The following is a 23460-nucleotide window of genomic DNA, read 5'->3' on the forward strand; positions in this document are numbered from 1 at the left end:
ATAAAACTTATTTCATATTTGACCAACTATTTGGTACAGACAAATAATTATCATTAATGTTATTATTTTGTCTTTGTTGGTTTATTAAAATTTTTCTTCCTTTGAGTTGTTCTGGTAAAAAACCATCATTCATTTGATAATTATTATTGAAATTATCCGTTGAAATTTTATCTTCAAAATTTGACATTTGGGAAGGTTTCGAGCCAGAAAAACTATTAGTTTGTCTATAAATACTGTCTGTATAATTCGAATTTTCAGTACCATTTTCATAATTATTATTAAATTGCTGTGATTGTATTTGTGAATTTTGATTCGTTGGTTTTGCTCACGTAATTCTTACAGTATTATCATCAGTTGCCTCATTTCAATTTTTCATACCCTCGGGATCGAAATGTGAAAAATCAAAGTTATCTGAATTATAATCTGTAGCAGTTGATTTGTAAGTTTGTAAATTATCTAAATTGGTATTTAATTTATCAGTCAAATTGCTCGATAAATTAGCAGAATTGAATTTATTAGGTTCCAAAAAATCAGGTATTTTTGATGTTGTTACTTGAGTATTTTCCATTTTTTTTAAAATATTCGAATCATTCAACACTTCATCAAACAAAGACAGTCAATTATCATATGAACCACCATTTATATTAAAATAAGATTGTATTGTTGGAATATTCATATCTATAATAAATTTCATATTTGTTATCGTTGAAAATAAGGACGTTGTTAAATTTATTATTTTAGTTGTTTCTTCGTAGTTTATTCCTCTAAAATCATCCAGAATTATGCAAATTGGTGCTTTTATTGAATACGCATTAAAGATATCTTTAAATTCATTTCTTATCATAATTATTGGATCATCGAAATTTAATGACTCAGATAATTTGTACATGTAGTCGCTCTCTGATTTACCATATTCTGTTACAGATAAGAATATTGAAACCCTTGCTCATAAAACTCTTTTGTCTTCTAAAGAAACAATTGGTAAAGAATTTATTATTTGTTTTAAAAAAAATAAATACGGCGTTGAATATAAAAATACTCTTTTTATCTTAATTACAATAGTATTAACATCCCTCATTTGATTTAATATAGTTGCAATCATATTTTTAACAACTTTATAATCTCCAAAAATACCAAAAAATTGCAATACAGATTCACCGCTTTTAATATTTTTAATAAAATTTGGTGATTGAGAAATATTTGAAACTTGATTTATTGGTATTGATGTTGATGTTTGATTAATTTGTGGATTTCTCGTTAAATTAACATTACTATTTATGTTGTTATTTGAATAATCAAAATTATTAAAAATTTGTTTTGATAATTCTTCTTGACGTTTAGCTCGATTTTTATCTTCACGTTCTTTTTTTATACGCTCATAAGGATTTAAATTCATAATCTAATCGCCCCTTTTTATACCAATTTAACACTATAATTATATCATAAAATATCAGTTTTTTTCAATTTACTATTGCAATGCTATTTTCAATTGTGTATTATAATATATTTATCTTTTTTTAGAATTAGTAATTATTTCATAAATTTGCGATGGGTTTCTGTCTAAATTTCCTACTCAAAATACATTTTTTATTTCACTTGAAAAATTATTTAAATCAATTTCTTCAAATAAAAAATGATTTCCAGAAACATTTACAGATGTTGAAAAAATTGGTCCAACCTCTTTTATGATTTTTTTTATATCATTTCTATTTACAATTCTTATACCAATATTTTCAGATGTATGTTTTGCTTTTGCAATAACAGTGGTTGGTTTTGATGAAGTTAATTTATCAATAATCAAATCGTTCAAATCTATTATTTTTTTTGCATCTATTAAAGAAGAAACTAAAATTATTAATGGCTTATTTAAATCACTTTTTTTTAAATTGTTTATTTTTATTTTATTTTTATCTGTAAAAATTGCAGATATACCATATATAGTATCTGTCGGTAATATTATTAATTCATTATTTTTTAACTGTTTTATTGCAATATTTATTTGTTCTTGTGTCATCATTTTCATACAAAACACCTCGCAATATTTCGAAATTAGTTTATCACATTCAAATCTGAATTTAAATTATTGCTTAATTAAAAATAAAACTACTTGATTTATAAATGAAGTAGTTTTAAATTAAAAATTTGTCAAAATTAAGAATCTTCAATTATTTGAATAATCTTTTATAAATTTGTAGCTATTATTTTTGATATATTGAGAACATAATTTTTCAATTTCTTTTTTTTGTTGAAAACCAAATTCAATAATAATATAAAAATATTTATCAATATCAACAATTCTTGTATAATTTTGTAATAAATTTTTGTAGAAAAATAACCCATCATCTTCTGCAAATAAAGATACGCGCGGCTCATTTAAAAAAACATCGTTAGATAAATTTTTATCTGCATGAGAAATATATGGCGGATTTATTGTAATTATATTTGCTCTTAAATTATTTTTTAAAAAAGGATCAATGAAATTTCCTTGATAAATAAATAAACCATAAATAGATAAAAGATTCGAATTTATTTTTGCAACCTCTAAAGCATCGACAGATATGTCAGAAAGATATAGATCGATATCAGAAATATTTTTTTTAATTGAAAGACCAATAACGCCAGAACCTGTACATATATCAAAAAGTTTTATTCTATCATTTGGATATTTATTCTTAAATAAATTTATAAATTCAAGTACATTTGAAACAAGTATTTCAGTCTCAAAACGTGGAATTAAAACTCTTTCATCTACATAAAAATTTATACCAAAAAAAGAGCGACGTTTAATAATATACGATAGCGGTACATTGTTACAATAACTTTTAATCATTTCATTAAATTTTTTTACTTCATCAATTGATAATAAAAATTCATCGGAATATAAATGAATTTTATTTATTTCTAATTTAGTTACTTCTGATAAAATTTCAAAAATATCTCTTCATATTAATTTTTTCTTTTTTTTGATTATTGTTTTTCTAGCATTATCTAATGCTTCTGAAATATTCATAGGCTATAAACATTCTTTCCAATTAACTTTATTCTAAATGTTGTGAAACTAATTCTCTTTGTTCTTCATTTATTAATGCTATTATTATTTCATCAATCGCTCCATCCATAACTTGATCCAATTTATTTAAAGTTAAATTAACACGATGATCTGTGACTCTGTTTTGTGGATAATTATATGTTCTAATTTTTTCAGATCGTGCACCAGTACCAACTGCATTTTTTCTCATTGAAGTTGTTTCTGATTGTTGTTTTTCTAATTCTGATTCATATATTTTTGCTCTTAACATTGTCATTGCTAAATCTTTATTATCATGTTGAGATCTTCCATCTTGTGATGCTGCAACTATACCTGTTGGCAAATGTGTAATTCTCACTGCAGAATCTGTTGTATTTACATGCTGACCACCAGCTCCAGATGATCTATATGTATCTATTCTCAAATCAGATTGTTTAATATCTACTTCAACATCGGATACCTCCGGAAGTACAGCAACAGTAGCTGTTGAAGTTTGTATACGTCCTTTTGATTCAGTTTTAGGTACACGTTGTACTCGATGTGATCCAGATTCAAATTTCAATTTTGAATAAACCTTATCACCTCTAATTGTAAATGATAAGTTTGTGTATCCTCCAAATTCTGCTGGAGTCGCTTCTAATATTTCTATTTTCCACTTTTGTCTTTCTGCATAACGCATATACATTCTAAACAAATCACCAGCAAAAATATTTGCTTCATCACCACCGGCTGCACCACGAATTTCAACAATTACGTTTTTGTCATCATTTGGATCTTTTGGCATTAAAATAAAATTAATTTGTTCTTCTAAAATTAATAATTGATTTGTAGCTTCGTCTAATTCTGCTTTTGCTAAATCTAACATATCTTTTGCTTTTTCAGTTTCCAATATCTCTTTTGCATCACTTACTTGTTGTTCAAAAATTTTATATTCATTATATTTATTTACTGCATCTTCTAAATTTGAATGTTCTTTACTTAATTCCATTAATTGTTTGATATCTTTAATTACAGTTTCTTTTTGCAATTCAGTGTTGATTTGTTCAAATCTAGTTTGCATCGCCTCTAACGCTTCTCTTGTTTTTATATTCATATTATCAATTCTCTTTCACAAATTTATACTAAATTTTAAATAGCTAATATATGAGAAATTTTAACATAATTAACATTGAATTTTAAAATACTTAATAATTATTACATAGGTTTTTGATAGTGAAAACGACACCTTGCTTCATATTGTTCTTCTCCAGAAACAATAATTAATGGTTCATCTTTTTTGGCTGGCTTCCCATTAACAATTCTTTGTGTCCTATTTGCATCTTGCCCACAAACACGACATACCGCTTGCAATTTATCCACTTTTTCGGCATAAATTAATAATTCATCCACATTTTGAAATGGCTCATTGCGATAATCTTTATCTAAACCAGTTGTAATTACAATCATGCCTTGATCTGCCAAATTTTGACAAATAGAAACAAGACCTTTATCAAAAAATTGAACTTCATCTATTCCCACAACATCTATCTCAATAGATTTTTGTTGATATTCTTCAATTACTCTTTTTACATCATCTGATGTTTGAACTACATGAGCTTTAATACTCATTCCAGAATGCGAAAATATTTCTTCATCCGAATATCTATTATCAATTATGGTTTTAAATACAACAATTTGACGTTTTGCAAAATGATGTCTTTTCAAACGCTTAATAAATTCTTCAGTTTTTCCTGCAAACATACATCCTGTAATTAATTCAATTCAACCAAATTGTTGATAATTAACTTTTGGAATCATTATTTTCTTTCTCCTTCATTAATTATTTTATGCAATTCATTTAATATGGCAGGTATTTCATCTAAGTTTTTTATTTTTGCACCCGATGCTAATCTATGACCGCCGCCATTAAATTTATTGGCAACTTCGACAATTGAATATTTATTTGATCTTAAAGAAACACCAAATGTACCATCATCTTTTGGATAAATAAGCATTCATATTTTAACTTCTTTTATATTATTAAAAACATCCACAACAGACTTTCATTGTTCAAATTTTAAATCATCATTAACTCATTCAAGATGTTCATCATTTGTTGCAACATAATATATAATTCCATTACTCAAAATAGAATTCAGTAAAACATGAGCATTTCATTTTGCGCATTGGAAACTTCTCATATACAATTCAGAATATATCTCTTGAATATTAATTCCCGTTTCTTTTAGAGTTGCTGCTACAAAAAAAGTAGATGATGAAGTTCCTTCATACATAAATCTATTTGAATCAGTTATTAAACCTTTATACAAATTCCTTGCAGCAATTTGAGATATTTTTCATTTCCTATCTAAAGCAAAAAGTGTTATTACTTCACAACATGCAATCGTATTTTCCAAAACCAAATTATAATTACCAAAATTATTTTCGTAAACAATGTGATGATCTATTTTGATAATTTTACTTACATATTTTTTTTGGTCAAAGTCAACTCTTTCAATATTTGCTGTATCAACTGTAATAAGAAGTGATTCTTTCACAATATTTATATCCAAATTTTTGCTTCATAAATCTAGATTATATTCATCTGGTTCACCTACTAAAAAAATTTCTTTATTTGGAAAATTATCTTTAATTAAATGATACAACCCCAATGAAGAGCCAAATGCATCTCAATCCGGTGATTGATGTTTTGCAATTATAATATACTTTGCATCTTTAATTTCTAATTCAACTTGTTCATTTAATATCATATCTTTTAATCTCTCTCTATTAAATATTATCAATAATTGATTCTTCTTGTATATATAATAACTGTTTACTTTCCAATTTTAAATTATCTGACGAATAAAAAATAAATTTAGAGCCATTTTTTGCTAATCCAAAACGCATATTATTATCTTTGAAAACTTTATCTTTTTTAATTTGAACATTAACTTCTACAAAATTTTTACCTAAATTTTTTTTATCTAAAAAAATTTTAAATGGATTTAGAAAATATGTTCCCTCATTATTAATTTTTTGTAATTTCACATTCATTTTACCAAATGCAGTCAAAATATTATTATCATCTATTTGTTTATATGAAAGTCTATTAAATGTCATAAAATAATCTTTTAAATATTTTTCATAATTTATTTCAATTAATTTTTCGAAATCTGTTGACTCAATTTTATCTTGATTATCTAGATATAAATTGTTTTTTAAATTAGTAGCATTTGATATTTTTTTTGATAGAAAAACTATTGATGTATTTGGGAAAAAACTAAAAACTAAATTCAGGGAGTTTAAAAAATTATCATAATCTGATAATGACAGGTTAGATATTATATTTTCAAAAACTATGTTATTTTTATTTTTGTTCAATGAATTAATTAATTTCAAATAAATATGATCTATTCCGGAAAATTTAGTTTTTGTAGTAAATCAATTAACATGAATATCTAAAGATTCAAAAATATTTTGAATGTATGTATTTGCATATTTAAATAATGAAGTTTTTCTTTTTTTTAATTCTAATTTGGTTTTTTTATATTCATTTAAATCTTTATTTTCAAGTTGATTTGAAAAAACTTTATTATGATACGCATGCATTATTTCTATAATTTTTCCTCTAATTATATTAGCTTCATCTGGCAAAATTCTGAAAAACATATTTTCTTGTTTTTTTCTAAATTCAAAATATTGATCATCTTTGAGTTTTTTTCATTCATCCTCTTTTAAAAATTCTTTCCAAATTTCTTTTCTATTTTTATTATCATTAACATCATATAATGAAGTGACTTTTGAATAAACAGCTCTTTTCATTAATTTCAAAATAATTCTTTTTTGAGCAATTTTTCTTTTTAATTGATTTACTTCTATATCTATCAATTTTAAATGTTTTCTAATTAAAAAAATGTGTTGATTAAAATTCAAAAATTTTGCTAATTTTTTAATTTCTTGATCATTTGAATGCTTTGCATTATATTCACATGTACAGGTAAATCTTAATTCAATAAAAGAAAAAACTTTATCCCTTAATGATTGCAAATATGTAACCATAAGCGATGAATTTCTAGTATCTTCTTTTAATTTTGAATATTCATTAATAAGTTTGCTTAAATATGGTTTAAAATTTTTATAATGTTTATTTGTTTGATCATCAATAAATTTATTCATAAGAAACGAAAATTCATCTAATCATTTTCTTTCAATATTAACAGATGAATCAATAAAACTTTGTACTTTTCCATACACAGCATTTCGCATTTCAATATCTGTTTTGTTATTATTAGTTGTTTTGTACGATAAATAATCATATTTTGCAGAATAAATTGCCGTTTTAGCTTGTTTTATAAAATCTAAATTAAATAATAAATTGAAAAATAACGAAATTCTAATCGGAAATAGAGAGCTTAAAAAATTGGATTTACCTATAACTGCCAAAGTTTGATTTATCATTCGCTTACTTGCCACTTCATAATTATTTAAATAGAAATTGGATTGCTCTAATGGATATTTACCTAGCAAAATATTTTTGAATTGTTTAAATTTTATCTTATCATTTATTACTACATTTGAAATTTCTGATTTATCTACTTTAAATGTCACTTCCTGCAATTTTAATTTTTTGTTCAAAAAGGTTGCTTTGTTTAATTTTATACTCATTTTAAAACTCCTTTTTCTATGACATTTAAATTTATTATAACTTAGATTTTTTAATGTAAATAAAAAATGGAAAATCATTCTAACGATTTTCCAGAATTAAATATTTTAATTTATAGCTAAAATTATTTTGATTTATCATTCAAAGCTTTTTGTTTGTCAGAATCAGCTTTTGCTTTAGCATTAGTTTGATCTTTTTTATTGAATTTTGAATTAAATCTTTCAACACGACCAGCTGCGTTTGCAAATGTTTGTGTTCCAGTATAAAATGGATGACAATTAGAACAAGTATCAATTCTAACTTCTTCACCTTTTGTTGTACCGCATATAAATTCATTATTGCAAGTTGTGCAAACAAATTTTGCGTCAAAATATTGTGGATGTATTTCTTGTCTTGGCATTTTAAAACCTCCCTTTCCTAACAATAGCTATTTATATTGTCCGTCATTTATATTAACACAAAAAGTATTAAAAAATCTATTGTATTTAATACTATTTTAAATAGTTCTCTATTTCATATACGTGATTAATAATTGAATTTGCAGCTTCATGAACACCCGGTTGTGAAACTTTCATTGCAAAGGAATTAGAAAAAGTTGCGAGCATTTCTATATCATTTTCGCCATCGCCAGACACAAAAACATCATCTGGTGTTATATCGTAATTATTAACAAATCATTTAACTGCTTTACCTTTAGAAACATCATTATGCATTATTTCAACGACATTATTATGAGTTCTTAAAATAGTTAATTCTGGTAATAATTTTCTAATTTCTGATAAAAAATTCAGTAATATTTGTTCTTCACCATATAAATAAACTAAATTAACTCGTGGTTCATTAAGCATTAATTTTTTGATTATTTCATCTTGATTTAATCTTGGTATATATTCTTTAAACATTGGAATTGCATCTAATGTTGGTATTTTTGCATTGTGTCAAGAAATTCTTTTATCTCCAACACAAATTGCCAAAGCAAATTTATTTTTATACTTTGAAACCACATCTAAAATTCTTTGTCGGTCTTTCATTTCAATTGACTTTTCGTAAATCAATTGATCGTTTGAGTCATATATAGAAGCCCCGTTTGCGGAAATTATGTATTTATATGATAATTTTGATCTTTGTAAATTTTTTTTTGTTTCATTAAACATTCGTCCTGATGCTATTATAAATTCATTCTCATCTTTTATTCATTTATTTATAAAATTCAAATCTTTGATATCAATATTTTCGTCATGGTTAATGTTAATCGTACCATCATAATCTGAAAATCATCACTTCATATATTTATTTCCTTTACACTATAATAATATATTTATTCTTCATTATTAATAGAATCTTTTTTAAAATTTTTATTTCTCATATACTTATTTTTAATTTCTTTACTACAATTATTTTTTAAGTTATCCATTGAAGTCGACATTGATAAACGCATGATTTGCTCCTTTTGTTCAGAATTTAATGAAGAGTAACCTTTATAATAGATAAAAAATGCAGAAAATTGTTTATGTTGCTTAATAAAAATTAAGATACTAAAAAATAAAATTCAAGCTAAAGTGGCAATTATTGCAAGTCACCAGTGATTGCCTCACCCAAAATCAATAGTTCAACCGGAATTATCTATTGCTGTGAAAACATAATGGAAACTCATTGCATTTACATATGCAGCTTGTATAAAATTAATAATCGCTCTATGAGGCAAAAAATAGGTAAAAATATCTGCCCATTCAAAAGTTAATATGACATGATATGGAAATGCAAGACCTAAAAAATACATAGATAAAAAATAAATAAATAATCCAATTGTTTGCATTAAAAAATTATTCTTAATATACAAATATAATGTAATTGCAATTAAAAAAGATAAAACCCAACACAAAAAGAAACCTGATAATAATGCTGGTCAATTTATTATTGTAAAATATAAAATACCTTCTGGTAAAATAATTAAACCTATTCCTCAAAAAACAATGACAAGCAAAAGACAAAAGAGAAAATTAAAAGAGGTCAATGAAAAAATCAATATACTATTATTTTTTTGTATATTTCTCATGTTTTGTAGATATTGAGTATTTTTAAAAACAATAATAGAACGAATAAAAGTATACATTCCATCTCGAATGATTGTAATTGCAAGTCCAGAAACTATTATATATGGATCACCAGTTTTAAATAACGCTCAACATATAATGGTATATGCAGCTACAATAATACCTAAAAACACATTCATTGAATCTGTAAAAAAATTTTTCAAATATATTTTGTATAAAATACCAATAACTCTAAAATTAAGTTTTATTCTTTGAGATAATGTCTTTTGCATATTATTTTCTTAATTTCCTTTCATGTTTTTCTCTTTTATTTCTAAATTTCTTATGTTTTTCAATGAGTTGATAATTATTATCATTTTCATTATTAAGTAGCTTAAGATTATCAACTATTTTTTTTAACTCACCATATGATTGTGCATTTTTAATCATATAAATATTATTTCTCATTGTTAATTGATAATTATTTGAAACAACAGTATGTGAAAGTTGTGTAAAGATTCTTATTTTTATAATAGAATAAATTGCAAAAATAACAATAAATATTATCCCCACAACAATAGGGATAATTATATTTCCATTATATGAAATAGATTTGAAAATTATGCCATCACCTTGAAAGTTTGTAAATTTCGTGTCATTTATTCAGGCTGCTTGCATTATATTTATGAAGTATCGATGTGGTATTAAATATAAAATAAAATTTAGAAAATGAATTTGTGCAATTTGATTTCAAGGAATTCCAAGTCCCAATAAATACATACAAATAAAATATGATGCACAATTAATTGTGTTTGATAATTCTGCAGAGCATGTAAAAATTATTGCCATACATAAAGTTGTTGCCATAATAGTTAACATAACATAACCCAAGATAAAATAACCTCAATTTACACCTGATAAAATTTCTCTTTGTGAAGAAAATAACATTCCCAATCCAAATAATTGTAATGAAATTAAAAAAGTTAAAACATAATTAAACGATAAAATCGAAAAGAAAATAACTCCTCTTGAGATCGGTGCATTTGAAAGATTGTGAAACAATTTTTTTGTTTTTCAACCAGTAATTGTTACAGATAAAATATGTTGCGAATTTCTCAATACATTAATGGCTAAACAAGATGCTAAAATATACGGATCAATCACTGCATATTCTGAAGTTTTAAAAAATAATCATGTGACTAAAATTATTGAAGTCAAAATAATTCCTACAGTAATATTCATCGCAGATGAAAAATAATTTTTAAACAATAAAACATACATTCTTAATATGGCTGTTATATTTCGATTACGCAATTTCATTTTTTTCAGCCTCAGAAATAGAATGATACAATGATATTTGTTCTTTTATTAAAATTTTTTTTCACTTTGATAATAATCTTTTTTCTCTCAAATAAGATTTAATTGAAATTATTGATTGCTTATTTTGCTTTTTAGAAACAATTCCCTCATAAAAATTATTAATTACATATTTTTTATATTTATTTAGATTTTTATCTATATTAACTAAAATTAGATTCTTTCTTGAAACACTTAAATGTAAATTATTTAAATTATGAATTAATTCTTTTGTAAATTTTACAACAGTTTGTAATGTACTTTTATCTGTTGGATTATAACCAAATAAAATCAATTGTTCTTTTAAAACTAATGAACAATACATTATTTGTTTTAATCTTTTTATGGCATGTTTTGATAATTGTTTTACATTTTCATAAGAAAAAACTTCTTTTTTAAAGGAATTAAAATTATTAGAAAAATCATTAATAATTTTTTCAATTTTTATATCTAATTTTGACTTTATTTTCTTTTCGTATTTGGTAGCCAAAGCATTTATATAATATTCATAATTTTCATAATTTTTAGAAATATCTTCATGTAAATCATCTTCCATAATTTTTCCAGACTTTAAATAAATAACTCTAGTAGCAATATTTCTCATTATAGTCATTTCCGGATTTACAATAATTACACATCGAGATCCTGAATTTGAATAATTTTTTATAAAGTCAGCTACCATATTTCTAAGCTCATAACCTCAATTTGAAGATATCTCTGATACAATCAAAACTTGAGGTTTATGAATTAAAGATAAAAATAAACTAAAAAGTTGTCTTTGAATAAGCGATAATTTAGAACAAGGTAAATCTACAATTTGTCGAACCTGAAAAATTGTCTCTATTTTTGATAGTCATAATTTATCTTGAACGTCATACATAGATACATATAATTTAACAACATCTTTTACATAGAATCCATTAGGTCATGTTTGATCAGATGATGAAACACCAATTGCCATTCTTGGATCATCAACATTAAAATTATATGTCAAAGTTCCGGATGATTTTTCAACTCTTCCGGCAATTATATTAGATAATAATGTTTTCCCACCACCATTTGGCCCTATAAGTGCAATAATTTCATGTTCTTTTATATTTAAATTTAGATTTAACATAACAAAATTTGACGCACTAAAAATTTTGCTTATATCCTTCAATCTCACAAGATAATTACTTTGAACCATATGATATTTTCTCCTACTATTTATTTAAAAATTCTAAAAAAATATCTTGTTTATAATAAAGATATTATTTCAACAAAAATTCATTTTTTATTATACTCCCTATTTAAAAAATTAAAATAATTTTAAAAAATAAAAAATAAAACCTACAAATATATTTTGCAGGTTTTATTTTTTATTTGATTTAGATTTTTTTTCAATTTTTATGTATTTTTTATCTTGTCTAGACTGTTTAATTACTAATTTATATTCAGCTCTAGAAGCACGTAAATGTTGAACGGCTGATGTTTTTCATGATTTTGAAAGATCCTTTGATTCTTTGAAATCTGTTTTTGCTTTTTCAATTTGCATTTTTGCCAATTTTACTGGATCTTTTTCTTTGCTACTATCTGTAAGTTCTTTGTAATATTCCTCGTGTTTTATTATTTCTTCACGTATTGAAACATAAAATTCTAATTTCATTTTTTTAGATGTTAAACGAACACGTCTACCATACATTCCATAAGCCATAAATGGAAGCATAACTCCGCCACCAAATAAATTTCCAATCATAGCAGGTAATAAATTAGCAATTAAGAAATAAAATACTGCTAAAGATGTTATTTCTAACGTACCAGTTCCCGTATTAACTGTCATGCCACTCATTAACATACCCATAAAAAATATAAATCCATTTGCGACAACATGTGCAAATCCTGAAATAGCAAATGCAAAAATGTCTATACACAATAGCAGAATAACAGCAGCAGCATTTTTTGTTGCAAATGTAAATCATAATGTTGCTGCAACTAAAATATTACAAAATATCCCGGATGCAAGATTAGACATAAAAATTTTAAAAAATACCATTGGCGTCGCATTAACCATATTGCCATCGACCATCATTCCAAATTCAGCTGCTTTATGAGCAAATAAATTTATAACAACTCCACCATATGTATCTGTGTAACTTCCAACACTTGAAAAATATGTTTCATAAGATGGCAATAATTCAGCTATAAAAATAATTGAAGCTCCTACAAACGTTCCTAAAAAATTACCTATCAAAACTAAAAATAATGAACGCATATAACTTCCAGCTGGAACATTACCTAATGAAACAGGCAAAAAACCTATCGCATTTGAAGTAAATAAACCTCCACCAATAAAAGTTATTAATAAAATTGCTATTGGGAAAACAGCCCCAAAAATTATGGATTTTATTCCGGAATTTGTTATTCCTCTTAGCGCATATATACAAGCAATATAACCAATCGCAACAAAGAACCCACCCAAAAAACCACCTATTAGTGCTTTCATCGGTCTAGATAATGCTTTTTCAGAAGCTACAATAAAAACATTAGTAAAAGCTTCTTCACCAAATGAATGAGATTTTTCGTTCAACGATGAATAGTCATATTGTTTTAAATCTTCTATACGTTTATCTAAAATTTTGATTTTTTGCTTTGAATTTCAAGAAATAATATCCCTATGATTTTTTTTGAACTTATCTCTCTGTTCATTTATTTCAACATGATCTTTATTTGACATAACCAATATCTCCATTTTTCATTTCTAAAAATTTTAAGCAATAATTAGTATTTATTAAAAAACTAATAATTTTATACAATTTTTTTTCAGCAAATAAATTATAAAACAAAATAAACATATTTTCAATTATGAATTAATAAAAACACCAATAATGGTGTTTTTTTAAATTTTAGTTTTCTATTAATACTTTAATTCCTGGCCCCATTGTTGTTGAAATAGCAATATTTTTAATATACGCTCCTTTAACAGCTTGAGGTTTAGCTTTTTTAATTGCATCTAAAATAGCCAAATAATTTTCATGTAATTTTTCAACCGCAAATGAAGCTTTACCTAAAATTGCATGTACATTTCCTTCTTTATCAGTTTTGTATTCAATTTTACCTTTTTTGATTTCTTCTAATGCTTTTACAACATCTGTTGTCACTGTTCCTGTTTTAGGGTTTGGCATTAATCCTTTAGGTCCCAAAATTTTACCAATTTTACCTAGTTCAGCCATCATTTCTGGTGTAGCTACGATGACATCAAAATCAAATCAATTTTCTTTTTGAATTTTATTAATAATATCTGTATCTCCAACAAAGTCTGCACCAGCAGTTTTAGCATCTGCGGCTTTAATTTTAGTTAAAACCAGAACTTTTTGTTTTTTGCCTGTTCCGGCAGGTAAAACAAGCGCCCCGCGAATTTGTTGATCTGCATGTCTTGGATCAACATTTAAATTAAACGCAATTTCAACTGTAGAATCAAATTTAGTTACTGATGATTCTTTTGCAAGATTTAATGCATTTAATGCTGGATGAGCAGTTTTGCGATCAATTTTAGAAGCAGCAGTTTTATATTTCTTCCCAAATTTTGGCATTACTCTTTGCCTCCATTTGTTACTTTGATTCCCATATTTTTTGCAGTTCCTTCAATTATACGCATTGCAGCTTCTATAGTATTTGCATTTAAATCTTCCATTTTATATTCTGCAATTTCTCTTATTTTATCTTCAGAAATGGTTGCAACTGTTTCAGACCCAGTTTTTTTAGCACCCTTTTCAATTCCGGCAGCTTTTTTCAATAAAAAAGCTGCTGGTGTAGTTTTTAATACAAAATCAAACGATTTATCATCGTATGCTGTGATCACAACAGGAACTACAGTTCCAGCACGATCTTTGGTGGCATCATTAAATTGTTGTGTAAACTGAGGCATGTTAATTCCTAACGACGCCAATTCAGCTCCCGGTTTAGCTTGCATAGCCATAAATTCTAACTTTGCAATACGTGTGATTCTTTTAGCCACGGGCAACACCTCCTAGTAATTGTTCTCGCTGTGGTTCAAACGATAAGTAATTATATAAATACTTATCTGCCACAATAAAAATCAGCCTCTATGAGTATATCAAAAAAAATAAAAATAAAACAATTTTTATTTATGTTTTGTTATAATAAATTATGTCTTATTATTTTAATAAGTGCAAAAATATGGCGTATATGGTGAAGTGGTTAACACTCTAGGTTGTGGTCCTAGCATGCGTGGGTTCGATTCCCATTATACGCCCCATTTTAAAAACAAACGGTGTTCATTTGAACACCTTTTATTTTCGACAAAAAAAGCGCCCAACGACGCTTTGCTGAGTTGCTTGCAAAAATGCAAATTAAACCAAAAGGTACACACTCACTAATATAATACCATTTTTATCAGTAAAAATAAACAGTAAAAGATTAATTGAACAAAAAAATAAAAATATTCATCAAAAAATATGTATGTCTATTTCATGTAAGCAAATATCCACATTTCTGCAATAAAAATTTTTGTAGGTTCTAGCTTCACAGTGTCATCAACAACTGACAATTGAATTGTTTCTGCTTTTTCATTAAAACTTATATTGACATTTTCACTTTCACTAGTAAATCTGAATGGCAAAAAATCTTTAATTCTATCAAAATTAAGAATTTTATATAAAACGCTATCTTGTTCATCAATTTTTATATTAACTTCCATAATATCTCCAGCATACAAGTTTATATCATTTGATTCACCTGTGTTATTATCACTACAAGAAACTAATGTAATTCCTGATGGAATAATAAAACCAATAACCCCAAATAAACTTAATAATTTTTTCATAATATCACTCTCCTTATTTTTTAAAAATGCATAGGTGAATTATAACATTATTGAAATTATTTAGATAATTGTCTTACTATAAAAAACATTAAAAATAAATTTACAAAAATTATTCTTCATTATTTTGTTTTTTGTTTTGTTTCATTCTATTTTTAATTTCTTTTAATCTATTTTTCATATCTGATTTTTTTTCTGAGTCATCACTAAATTGGCCTTCAACATTTTGAATTTGAACACCCGCATGTCTAATTGGATCTGATTTAATATCTGAAATAGCAGAACTTAATAAATCTGCCTCGTTAGAATTGAAATTTTTACGTAATGGTCTATTAAAACCAATAACTTCTGCGTTCATTAGTGATGATGGTAGTTTAATTTGTCCTGGTTGTTTTGACAGTTGATTTGAATCAAAGCTTTCACCACGTAAATGAGCCATTCTAGCTTTTGCAGAGTCTATCATCGCTTGTGCTTGTGCATCTTTAATTATTTCAACTTTTTGTTGATTTATTTTATTTAAGTTTATTTCTTTAAGTTTATCACCAAATTTTTTGTGTTCATTTTCTCAAAACATTTCATTAATTAAAACATCATCTCTTTTATCATTTATATTTAATTTAACTTGTTGATTTAGATCAATTGGTGTTGCGGGTTTTTCTGGATTTTCAAGAATTTGTGAATTAAAGTCTGTTACAACATCTGAAATAATATCTTTAATGTCGCTAATCATTGAATTAGGTATAAAATGACCTTTATGAGCTTGTTCATTTCTAACTGCATCAAAATTTTCTAAAGCATCAGTTTCTTTAATTAATTCATTGCTGTATGTTGAAACTTCTATCGAACCTTCAAAAGAAAGTGGTTTTTGTGATTTCAAAGACTGATTTTTCTCATACGCAAGTTCCTTGAGCGCTTTTTTCAATGATTTATTTTTAGAAATGAAATTAGTTGTATCTGGTTGTCTAAATAAGGTACGCAAATCTTTTTTAATAACAAAATTAAAAATCTCAAATAAATTAGATCTAAATCCACCGTATAAATTAAATTGTGCAAAAACATCATTTACCATATCTAAATCATTTGATAGATCTTTTAATTTTGTCAAATAATATACTTCAAATTGCATAGCTGTAATATCATCGTCTTGAAAAGGAAATTCCATTAATGCTGGAATAATCTCTGATGCTGTTCAAATTAAATAGTGTCTTAAAATCGGAGAATTAATATCTGGTTCATACGATTCTATTCTATTCATAAAATATTCATGCGAAGCAATAGATACTGACATTCAATTTCTCTGTAACAAAATTGATTCTTGAGAAGCTTTATAATGTAATTCTAGATATTGTGATGTAAAAATTCCATATTCATAAATAAATTCATTTCTTAATGAAGTTTTTCATTTTGTATCAACAGAGTCCAAAAAAAATGCAGAATTAGCAACATATATACGTCAAATTTGCTCTATAAACATCATTTTTGTTTTTTCATCTTCATATCCATCAAGTAGCATTTCAAATTGCTCAATTTCATTTGAAATAATATGTTGAAATTTAATTAAATATCAACGCAAAATTTGTCAAGATAATTCTATTTCACCATTTATTGCCAAAAATTTAGAAGTTGAATAAATCCCATGTATCATATTTGGCATATTATAAATTGAAAACATGCCATCAATATTTTCTTTCATATATCAAATAAATTGTCTGCTTCATCTGGTTTTCAAATTGTCAACTCTGCGATCTCGCAAGAAAAACAAAAACGATTCTTTTAAATTTTCAATAGTTTCTTGGATATCTTGCAGTCAGGGAATATATCTACCTTCCAGAATATATTTGTTTACAAAAATTTCAGGATCTAAAAAACGTTTCAAATTTTTTACTTCTGAAGGAAAATAAACCATATGAACCAAATTGTAAACAGATGTTCATAATGTGAAAAATCTATCAGCATTCATTGACTCTTTATTTGATTTAGCTGACTCAAATAACTTATTTCATTTCTCTAAAACACGAATTTCCATTTCGTTTTGCAATGATTCATAGGTATTTGGCATTACATTTTTGGGATTAGTTTTATTTTGTTTTTTTTCACTCATAAAATTACCTACTTAAAAGAACTTATTATGTTTATGATAACATTAAATTAATTAAACTTAAATTAAAAGAAGGAACTAATTTATGGATATACGCGGATGATCTGATACAAGAGAACAAAATTTTTTAAATTGGTGTGACTTTTGTCAATCAAAGATAATGCAAAAGAAAAATATTGCATCATTCAATAATCAAGCAACAACTATATATAGTGATCAAATTTTAAATATCATTAAGAAAAATAAATCAATTACTGTAATGAATTTATTTGAGTCACTACCTAATAATTTATTGATTAACAAGAATACAAAAAACGAATTAATAGCATTAGCTAAAATTGGCTCTATCAAAATTGGTTCCAATATAAATTCACTTAATGAAAATGCGCAAGAATATTATTTAGAATTTCAGACATTAAAAAAAGAAACAAGTCAAAAAGAAATAATTGTAAAGACAAATGTAGAAAAAGTTTTGGATAATCAATTTGAATATGACGGACCAAAGCATATATTCAATAATATAGAAAAAATACCGACTAATGTTCCAGTCATGCGTAATGGTGACGCTTTGAACAATACAAAAAAAAGTAGACCGAAAGCAAATAAAAATTTAATCAATAAACTAAAAGATAAACTTGAAATTAAACATACAATAAATCAAACAGAATATATAAACGATGTTAATGTTAAACCGATACAAATGCCAGTAAAAGAAATCCCAATAGTGATTGAAGAAAAATACGACGATCCAATAATAACTGAAAAAATTGTTTTTAAAAATTTAGACGTAATTGATTTTGTAAATTCTTTAGAATTACTAGAAAAATATTATATTCTGGAATTTTTAAAAAGTGCAATTAAAAAGGAGCAAAATAAATTGGCAATTTTTAATTTACAAAATGAAATTATAAAAAATACAAATATTCAGTGAGAAAAAGAACGAAATAATTGACGAGCTCCTAAACCATCTACATTGAAAATGTTTTTTTATTACTTATCTTATATAATACTAATTGGTTTATTAATTCCAAATCCAAATAAAAAAAATCCAATCAAAAAAAGAGCAAAAATTATTTGAAAAGAAAATTTGAAAAAAAGCGGTAATTATGAAGACGCTAAAAATAAAATTCTCACAAAATATAATAAACTAAGTGAATTTATATAAATAAAAAGTTGACACTCTATATTAGTTGTCAACTTTTTATTTAATTATTTTTCAAATTGTAATGCTACAATTGGTTTTATTTTTTTAATACTTACCCATCCAATTGAGGTTGTAAATGTATAAATCACTAATAGAATACCAAATACAGCGAATGGATATCATCAGTAATAATTAACAGGTAAAACTCAACTTGAATTCATTGCGAGTAAATTGCCCATTCCTAAAACTGTAAATCAAGAAACAACAAATCCAATTATAAACGATATTATTATTCCGACAAGATACATACCAATAATTTGTGTCACAATATATACGTCTGTATAACCTAATATTTTCATTGTTGCTATAAATTGTGCATTTTCTTTAATAATTATGTTTGTTGTAAGCATAATTATTGTAAGTGAAACAATTAACGCGATAATTAAAAACATAATAATAACCATATTAACAATATCTGTAATTTGTTCTAAAATTTGTCTTGCTTGTGTTATTGGATACAATAAGGAAATAGCACCTTGACCAAATCCTTCTTGATATACTTGTTTTACAGTTCCGCCACTGCCATCATCAACTTCATTATAACCACCATTTAATCCCATTGCAGAATAATCACCATACATTTGATTGGTGCTTATTACTTGATCAATGTCGTATGTTTCAGCAGACAATGAATTTTTATAATTATAAATAGGATATGTTTTATTAAATAAATTTAATATTTTTTGTGCATCTACATTTCCAGTTGAACTTTTTTCAATCAAAGTATCATAATCTGGATAATCACCTTCTAGGTTTACTATTGATGAAAATAATGGATTACCATCAGCATCTTCTAAATTGTAAGTTGTTGCATTTGCTAAAATGTTTTGTCATTGTTTTACAAAAAGATGTTTATAATCATATTTTTGTGTCTCATTATATTTTGTTAAAATATTTGCATTGTCATTAGATATTCATGCTTGTGGATTACCGTATGAATCTTGAACACCAACAATTTTGAACACTGCATTTTTATTAATTGATGTATATTTTATTTTACCATTCAACACATCATCATGAATTGGTAAGCTATTTGTAGATGTAATAGAACCAGCTGCAGAAATGCCACTTCCACCTACTTTTGCATTAGTTACACCAGAAACCAATGCATCTGTATAATTACCATTAATTGAATAATAATCCATTGCAGATTCTGGTATATATGATGTAGAAACCATATTTTTATTATCAAATCCAATTGCTGTATCTAAATCATTTATAGTTGTAAAATCATCTGTCAATTGTGAAGAATGTCATTCATTTAAAGTATCATCATATTTTTGAATTTCATTATAATAATAGTCAATGTCAATTGAATCTCCAATTTTTTTAGAAGTTTGTTTTTGAACAGTTTTATTAATAATTATTGGAATTACATTACTTAAATCTTTTTCAAACAAATTATTTGATAAACCATTAAAATCAACTGTTTTTTGATTTTCATCTATTCCATATATTTTAACTGATCTTTCTGATCCATTTGATAAATTATATGAAGCATTTAACATTGTTCCTAAATCATCTATTGTTTGATCATATGGAGAAACATTAAATGACAATGAATATTGATTATTAAATAGCATTGCATTTTTTAATTTTTGTTGCACAAAATATGGAGCACGAGAATAAGCTGTGTTTAATAATATTGTTCCGATTTTTTTATAAGTCGTACCTCAAAATCACCTTAATATTTGTGTTGTAATATTTTTTACATCCTCAGTATCAATATATGTTGATGCATCTATTTTATTAATATCTATTTCGCTATCAGATCTATCATGGAAAGTAAAATTAGATTCTATACCATTTTCATTTGTTTCAATAGATATTTTTTGCAAATATGGATCAGTTATTCAATCTTTATTTGGCAAGTATGTTCCTAAGTCTGATGCAATTTTATCTGCAGTAACTGTGGTTGTAGTATCTGCATAATCAAATAACGGAATTCCATTTGAGTAATTTTTATAAAAAGCTAATAAAATTGCAAAGTAACTATGTTCATTTGTTTCTGATGAAAGATTATTTAATAAATCCACATAATCTGGTCATTGTTTTGCAAGTGTTCCAATTGCTAATGATCCTCCCAAAACAGAATTTAAATTTCTTAAAAATTCAATAGATAAAGTTTTTCATCCCATATATGCTAGTTTAGATCAACTCGAACCCATAGCATCATTTGTTGGTATATCGTATGAATAAAAATCGCTACTTAAATTACCAGACATAATTGCATTTACAATTTTATTTACATCAAATACTTCAATGCTTGAAGGATCTGAATTGTAAGGTAAAGCTGAAATTGCATCAACTGTATATGCGCTTGATCCTTTAAGTTCAGATTTTTGTATAACAGCTACAGAATCTTTTCTTTTTTGATCAGCATCCAAATAACCTCAACCATCATTGGCTGCATTATTGACTTGGTAATTTGGATTATATGTTCTTTGGAAAGTTAACGGATTATTTCATAACGGCGTTGTATATTCTACTGCATTTTTATAATCCAAACCAGTAAAATTTTGTTTAATATTATCTGACATCATTTTCGGTGCAATAATTGTTGCTGACATTAATACTGTTGCTAGAAAAATCGTTACTGTCATTCCCAATAATTTACCAAATGATGATGAAATTAAAGCTGCTTGTAATTTAGCATTAAATCCTTTATGTGGCAATATTTTTTTGATTTTAAGAGCAAAACTTGATGCAGAATCATTTTGATAACTACCTTTTAATAACACAAGTGGACTGTGTCTTATATTAAAGTAAGCCGTAGAAAATGCAATTATTGTCATAATCAGAAATGTAAATAATATTGAACTCACAAAAGATCAAATATTAAAACTAATTGAACCAAAATGAATATTAAAATATCCTTGAAAACCAAACAGGACAAGTTGTCCAATTCCCAATGAAATGGAATAACCCAAAATACAACCTATTCCAGATGTCACCAGTGGAATTGCAATAAAGTTAGAAACAACTTCTCTTTTTTTGTATCCCAATGCTTTCAAACAACCTATTTGTTTTTGCACAGATTCTACATATTTTTGAGTCATTAAAATAATTGTAGCTACAGATATTGCAACAACTATTAACAACAGCACATAAGATACTACATTGTATGCTAAAGTCACCGTATGAAACATAGTAACTCGATTATTAAATGAATATTTTGAATCACCATTTGCAAACACAAAATTTGTATCTGTAAAAATTTGTGCAATTTCTTTATATCTATTTTGCAACACTTCAATAAAATTTGAAGATTTATTTTGTGCTTTTAATGAATAATAAACTTCACGATCGCTATCAGAAGTTAAAGTTAAAATAGCATTACGTGGATTATATGATAATAATTCTTTTGTTTCTGAATTTTGGGAATCAAACCCAAAAACATTAGGTGCTAGATATGCAAGCAAATCCTTTTTGATATTTGGTAATGGTGTTGTTGCATCTATTATTGGCATAGCAAAATCTGCTGATTCTCCATAACCTATTACTTCAAATCATGAAGCATTTGCATATTCTGTAGATGCAAATGCTTCATATCAATGTCTACCATTTAAACTTTGCGCTAAAGAATTGTTAATTTTTGAATCTGAGTTTACATTTAATTGGTCGCCATAAAATTCTGAATATGAATCTTTTTGAAGTCTGATAATATCTCCTATTTTAATATTATTTCTAATGGCAAATGAACCCTGTAAAATAACTTGATGTTTTGCTTGTTTTCAATCACTTGAAAAATAATTTCCCGAAAAAACATTTAATTTATCTACACTATTTGTGTCTATCAAATTATCTGCAGATAATTCTTGGGTTTTATTACCAAATTTTATTAAAGTTTTAATTAATAAACTTTGTGAATCTATTTTTAAATCACTAAAAGTTCTACCTTCAGTTCTAGTTCAATCAAAACTCATTTCTTTTGATAAATAGTTAACCAATGCTTCTTGAAAAATTTCTTGGCTTGTTTCTCCATTAAGTTTACCAAAAATTTCTGTTTGTTCAGGTGTTGGATTATTTTTTGAATCATAATTAATTCTGCTATTTCCTGAAATTTGAATTAAATCATCTCTTAGATTAGATGTTTCATTTAATCTGCCATTTGAAATTACAACAGCATTTGCTGTTGAAATCAACAATGAAATTATCAAAGAAACAAGTAAAATCAATGAAGATAAACCTATTATTTGATAAATATTCCTTATAGATGATTTAAAAGCATTTTTAATTAAAAGTCTAATTCCATGCATAAAATACCTCTCATTTTC

At 25.5% G+C, this 23460-nt stretch carries 19 protein-coding genes and 1 tRNA gene; 2 read left to right on the forward strand and 18 right to left on the reverse strand.

Translation table 4 applies throughout. From position 1 onward, the window contains the following. Window positions 1-7: 7 nt before the first annotated feature. From AACK85_RS04610 to rplK, 15 genes are all read right to left on the reverse strand, one after another. Window positions 8-1396: a hypothetical protein gene (locus AACK85_RS04610; protein ID WP_338969668.1), complete on the reverse strand. Its 1389-nt coding sequence runs from the start codon at window positions 1394-1396 to the stop codon at window positions 8-10. A 111-nt stretch (window positions 1397-1507) separates the two neighbouring features. Then, window positions 1508-2023 (reverse strand): L-threonylcarbamoyladenylate synthase, encoded by a 516-nt coding sequence (locus tag AACK85_RS04615; protein WP_338969670.1) that lies wholly within the window; start codon window positions 2021-2023, stop codon window positions 1508-1510. 111 nt (window positions 2024-2134) lie between these two features. Next, entirely contained in the window at window positions 2135-3010 is an 876-nt protein-coding gene (prmC, locus tag AACK85_RS04620; RefSeq protein ID WP_338969672.1) for a peptide chain release factor N(5)-glutamine methyltransferase, read from the reverse strand. Between the two features lie 28 nt (window positions 3011-3038). Next, entirely contained in the window at window positions 3039-4121 is a 1083-nt protein-coding gene (gene prfA, locus AACK85_RS04625) for a peptide chain release factor 1 (protein ID WP_338969674.1), read from the reverse strand. Window positions 4122-4222: 101 nt separating this feature from the next. Continuing rightward, complete coding sequence (locus tag AACK85_RS04630; RefSeq protein WP_338969676.1) at window positions 4223-4825, reverse strand: thymidine kinase; 603 nt, start codon at window positions 4823-4825, stop codon at window positions 4223-4225. Beyond that, complete coding sequence (locus AACK85_RS04635) at window positions 4825-5778, reverse strand: bifunctional oligoribonuclease/PAP phosphatase NrnA (protein ID WP_338969678.1); 954 nt, start codon at window positions 5776-5778, stop codon at window positions 4825-4827. The genes AACK85_RS04630 and AACK85_RS04635 overlap by 1 nt, the downstream gene beginning before the upstream one ends. A gap of 19 nt (window positions 5779-5797) precedes the next feature. Next, window positions 5798-7675: a hypothetical protein gene (locus tag AACK85_RS04640; RefSeq protein WP_338969680.1), complete on the reverse strand. Its 1878-nt coding sequence runs from the start codon at window positions 7673-7675 to the stop codon at window positions 5798-5800. Between the two features lie 122 nt (window positions 7676-7797). After that, window positions 7798-8073, reverse strand: a complete 276-nt coding sequence (gene rpmE / locus AACK85_RS04645) for a 50S ribosomal protein L31 (RefSeq protein ID WP_422397527.1) — start codon at window positions 8071-8073, stop codon at window positions 7798-7800. 91 nt (window positions 8074-8164) lie between these two features. Then, window positions 8165-8959 (reverse strand): Cof-type HAD-IIB family hydrolase, encoded by a 795-nt coding sequence (locus tag AACK85_RS04650; RefSeq protein WP_338969682.1) that lies wholly within the window; start codon window positions 8957-8959, stop codon window positions 8165-8167. 32 nt (window positions 8960-8991) lie between these two features. Further along, window positions 8992-9999, reverse strand: a complete 1008-nt coding sequence (locus AACK85_RS04655) for a hypothetical protein (RefSeq protein WP_338969684.1) — start codon at window positions 9997-9999, stop codon at window positions 8992-8994. 1 nt (window position 10000) lies between these two features. Then, the gene (locus AACK85_RS04660) at window positions 10001-11026 is read right to left on the reverse strand and encodes a hypothetical protein (protein ID WP_338969686.1); all 1026 of its coding nucleotides are present in this window, start codon (window positions 11024-11026) and stop codon (window positions 10001-10003) included. After that, the gene (locus tag AACK85_RS04665) at window positions 11013-12248 is read right to left on the reverse strand and encodes an ATP-binding cassette domain-containing protein (RefSeq protein WP_338969688.1); all 1236 of its coding nucleotides are present in this window, start codon (window positions 12246-12248) and stop codon (window positions 11013-11015) included. Before AACK85_RS04665 ends, AACK85_RS04660 begins: the two co-directional genes overlap by 14 nt. 165 nt (window positions 12249-12413) lie before the next feature. Further along, complete coding sequence (locus AACK85_RS04670; protein ID WP_338969690.1) at window positions 12414-13775, reverse strand: formate/nitrite transporter family protein; 1362 nt, start codon at window positions 13773-13775, stop codon at window positions 12414-12416. A 169-nt stretch (window positions 13776-13944) separates the two neighbouring features. After that, window positions 13945-14631 carry a 50S ribosomal protein L1 gene (rplA, locus tag AACK85_RS04675; RefSeq protein ID WP_338969692.1) on the reverse strand — a complete coding sequence of 229 codons (687 nt, stop codon included), beginning with the start codon at window positions 14629-14631 and terminating at the stop codon, window positions 13945-13947. Then, window positions 14631-15056, reverse strand: a complete 426-nt coding sequence (gene rplK, locus AACK85_RS04680; protein ID WP_338969694.1) for a 50S ribosomal protein L11 — start codon at window positions 15054-15056, stop codon at window positions 14631-14633. Before rplK ends, rplA begins: the two co-directional genes overlap by 1 nt. A 185-nt stretch (window positions 15057-15241) precedes the next feature. On the opposite strand from rplK, the gene AACK85_RS04685 reads away from it, so the two are divergent. Further along, window positions 15242-15317: transfer RNA gene (locus AACK85_RS04685), tRNA-His, on the forward strand. A gap of 207 nt (window positions 15318-15524) precedes the next feature. Here AACK85_RS04685 and AACK85_RS04690 read toward each other — a convergent pair. Both AACK85_RS04690 and AACK85_RS04695 read right to left on the reverse strand, forming a co-directional pair. After that, window positions 15525-15884 (reverse strand): lipoprotein, encoded by a 360-nt coding sequence (locus AACK85_RS04690; protein ID WP_338969696.1) that lies wholly within the window; start codon window positions 15882-15884, stop codon window positions 15525-15527. A 109-nt stretch (window positions 15885-15993) separates the two neighbouring features. Next, the gene (locus tag AACK85_RS04695; RefSeq protein WP_338969698.1) at window positions 15994-17982 is read right to left on the reverse strand and encodes a hypothetical protein; all 1989 of its coding nucleotides are present in this window, start codon (window positions 17980-17982) and stop codon (window positions 15994-15996) included. 82 nt (window positions 17983-18064) lie between these two features. Between AACK85_RS04695 and AACK85_RS04700 the strand changes: the two genes are divergently transcribed. After that, window positions 18065-19144 carry a hypothetical protein gene (locus AACK85_RS04700; RefSeq protein ID WP_338969700.1) on the forward strand — a complete coding sequence of 360 codons (1080 nt, stop codon included), beginning with the start codon at window positions 18065-18067 and terminating at the stop codon, window positions 19142-19144. A 44-nt stretch (window positions 19145-19188) separates the two neighbouring features. Here AACK85_RS04700 and AACK85_RS04705 read toward each other — a convergent pair whose 3' ends face one another. Further along, the gene (locus AACK85_RS04705) at window positions 19189-23442 is read right to left on the reverse strand and encodes an ABC transporter permease (protein ID WP_338969702.1); all 4254 of its coding nucleotides are present in this window, start codon (window positions 23440-23442) and stop codon (window positions 19189-19191) included. Window positions 23443-23460: the final 18 nt, after the last annotated feature.

This window comes from Spiroplasma endosymbiont of Labia minor (assembly GCF_964019845.1).
Lineage (GTDB): Bacteria > Bacillota_I > Bacilli_A > Mycoplasmatales > Mycoplasmataceae.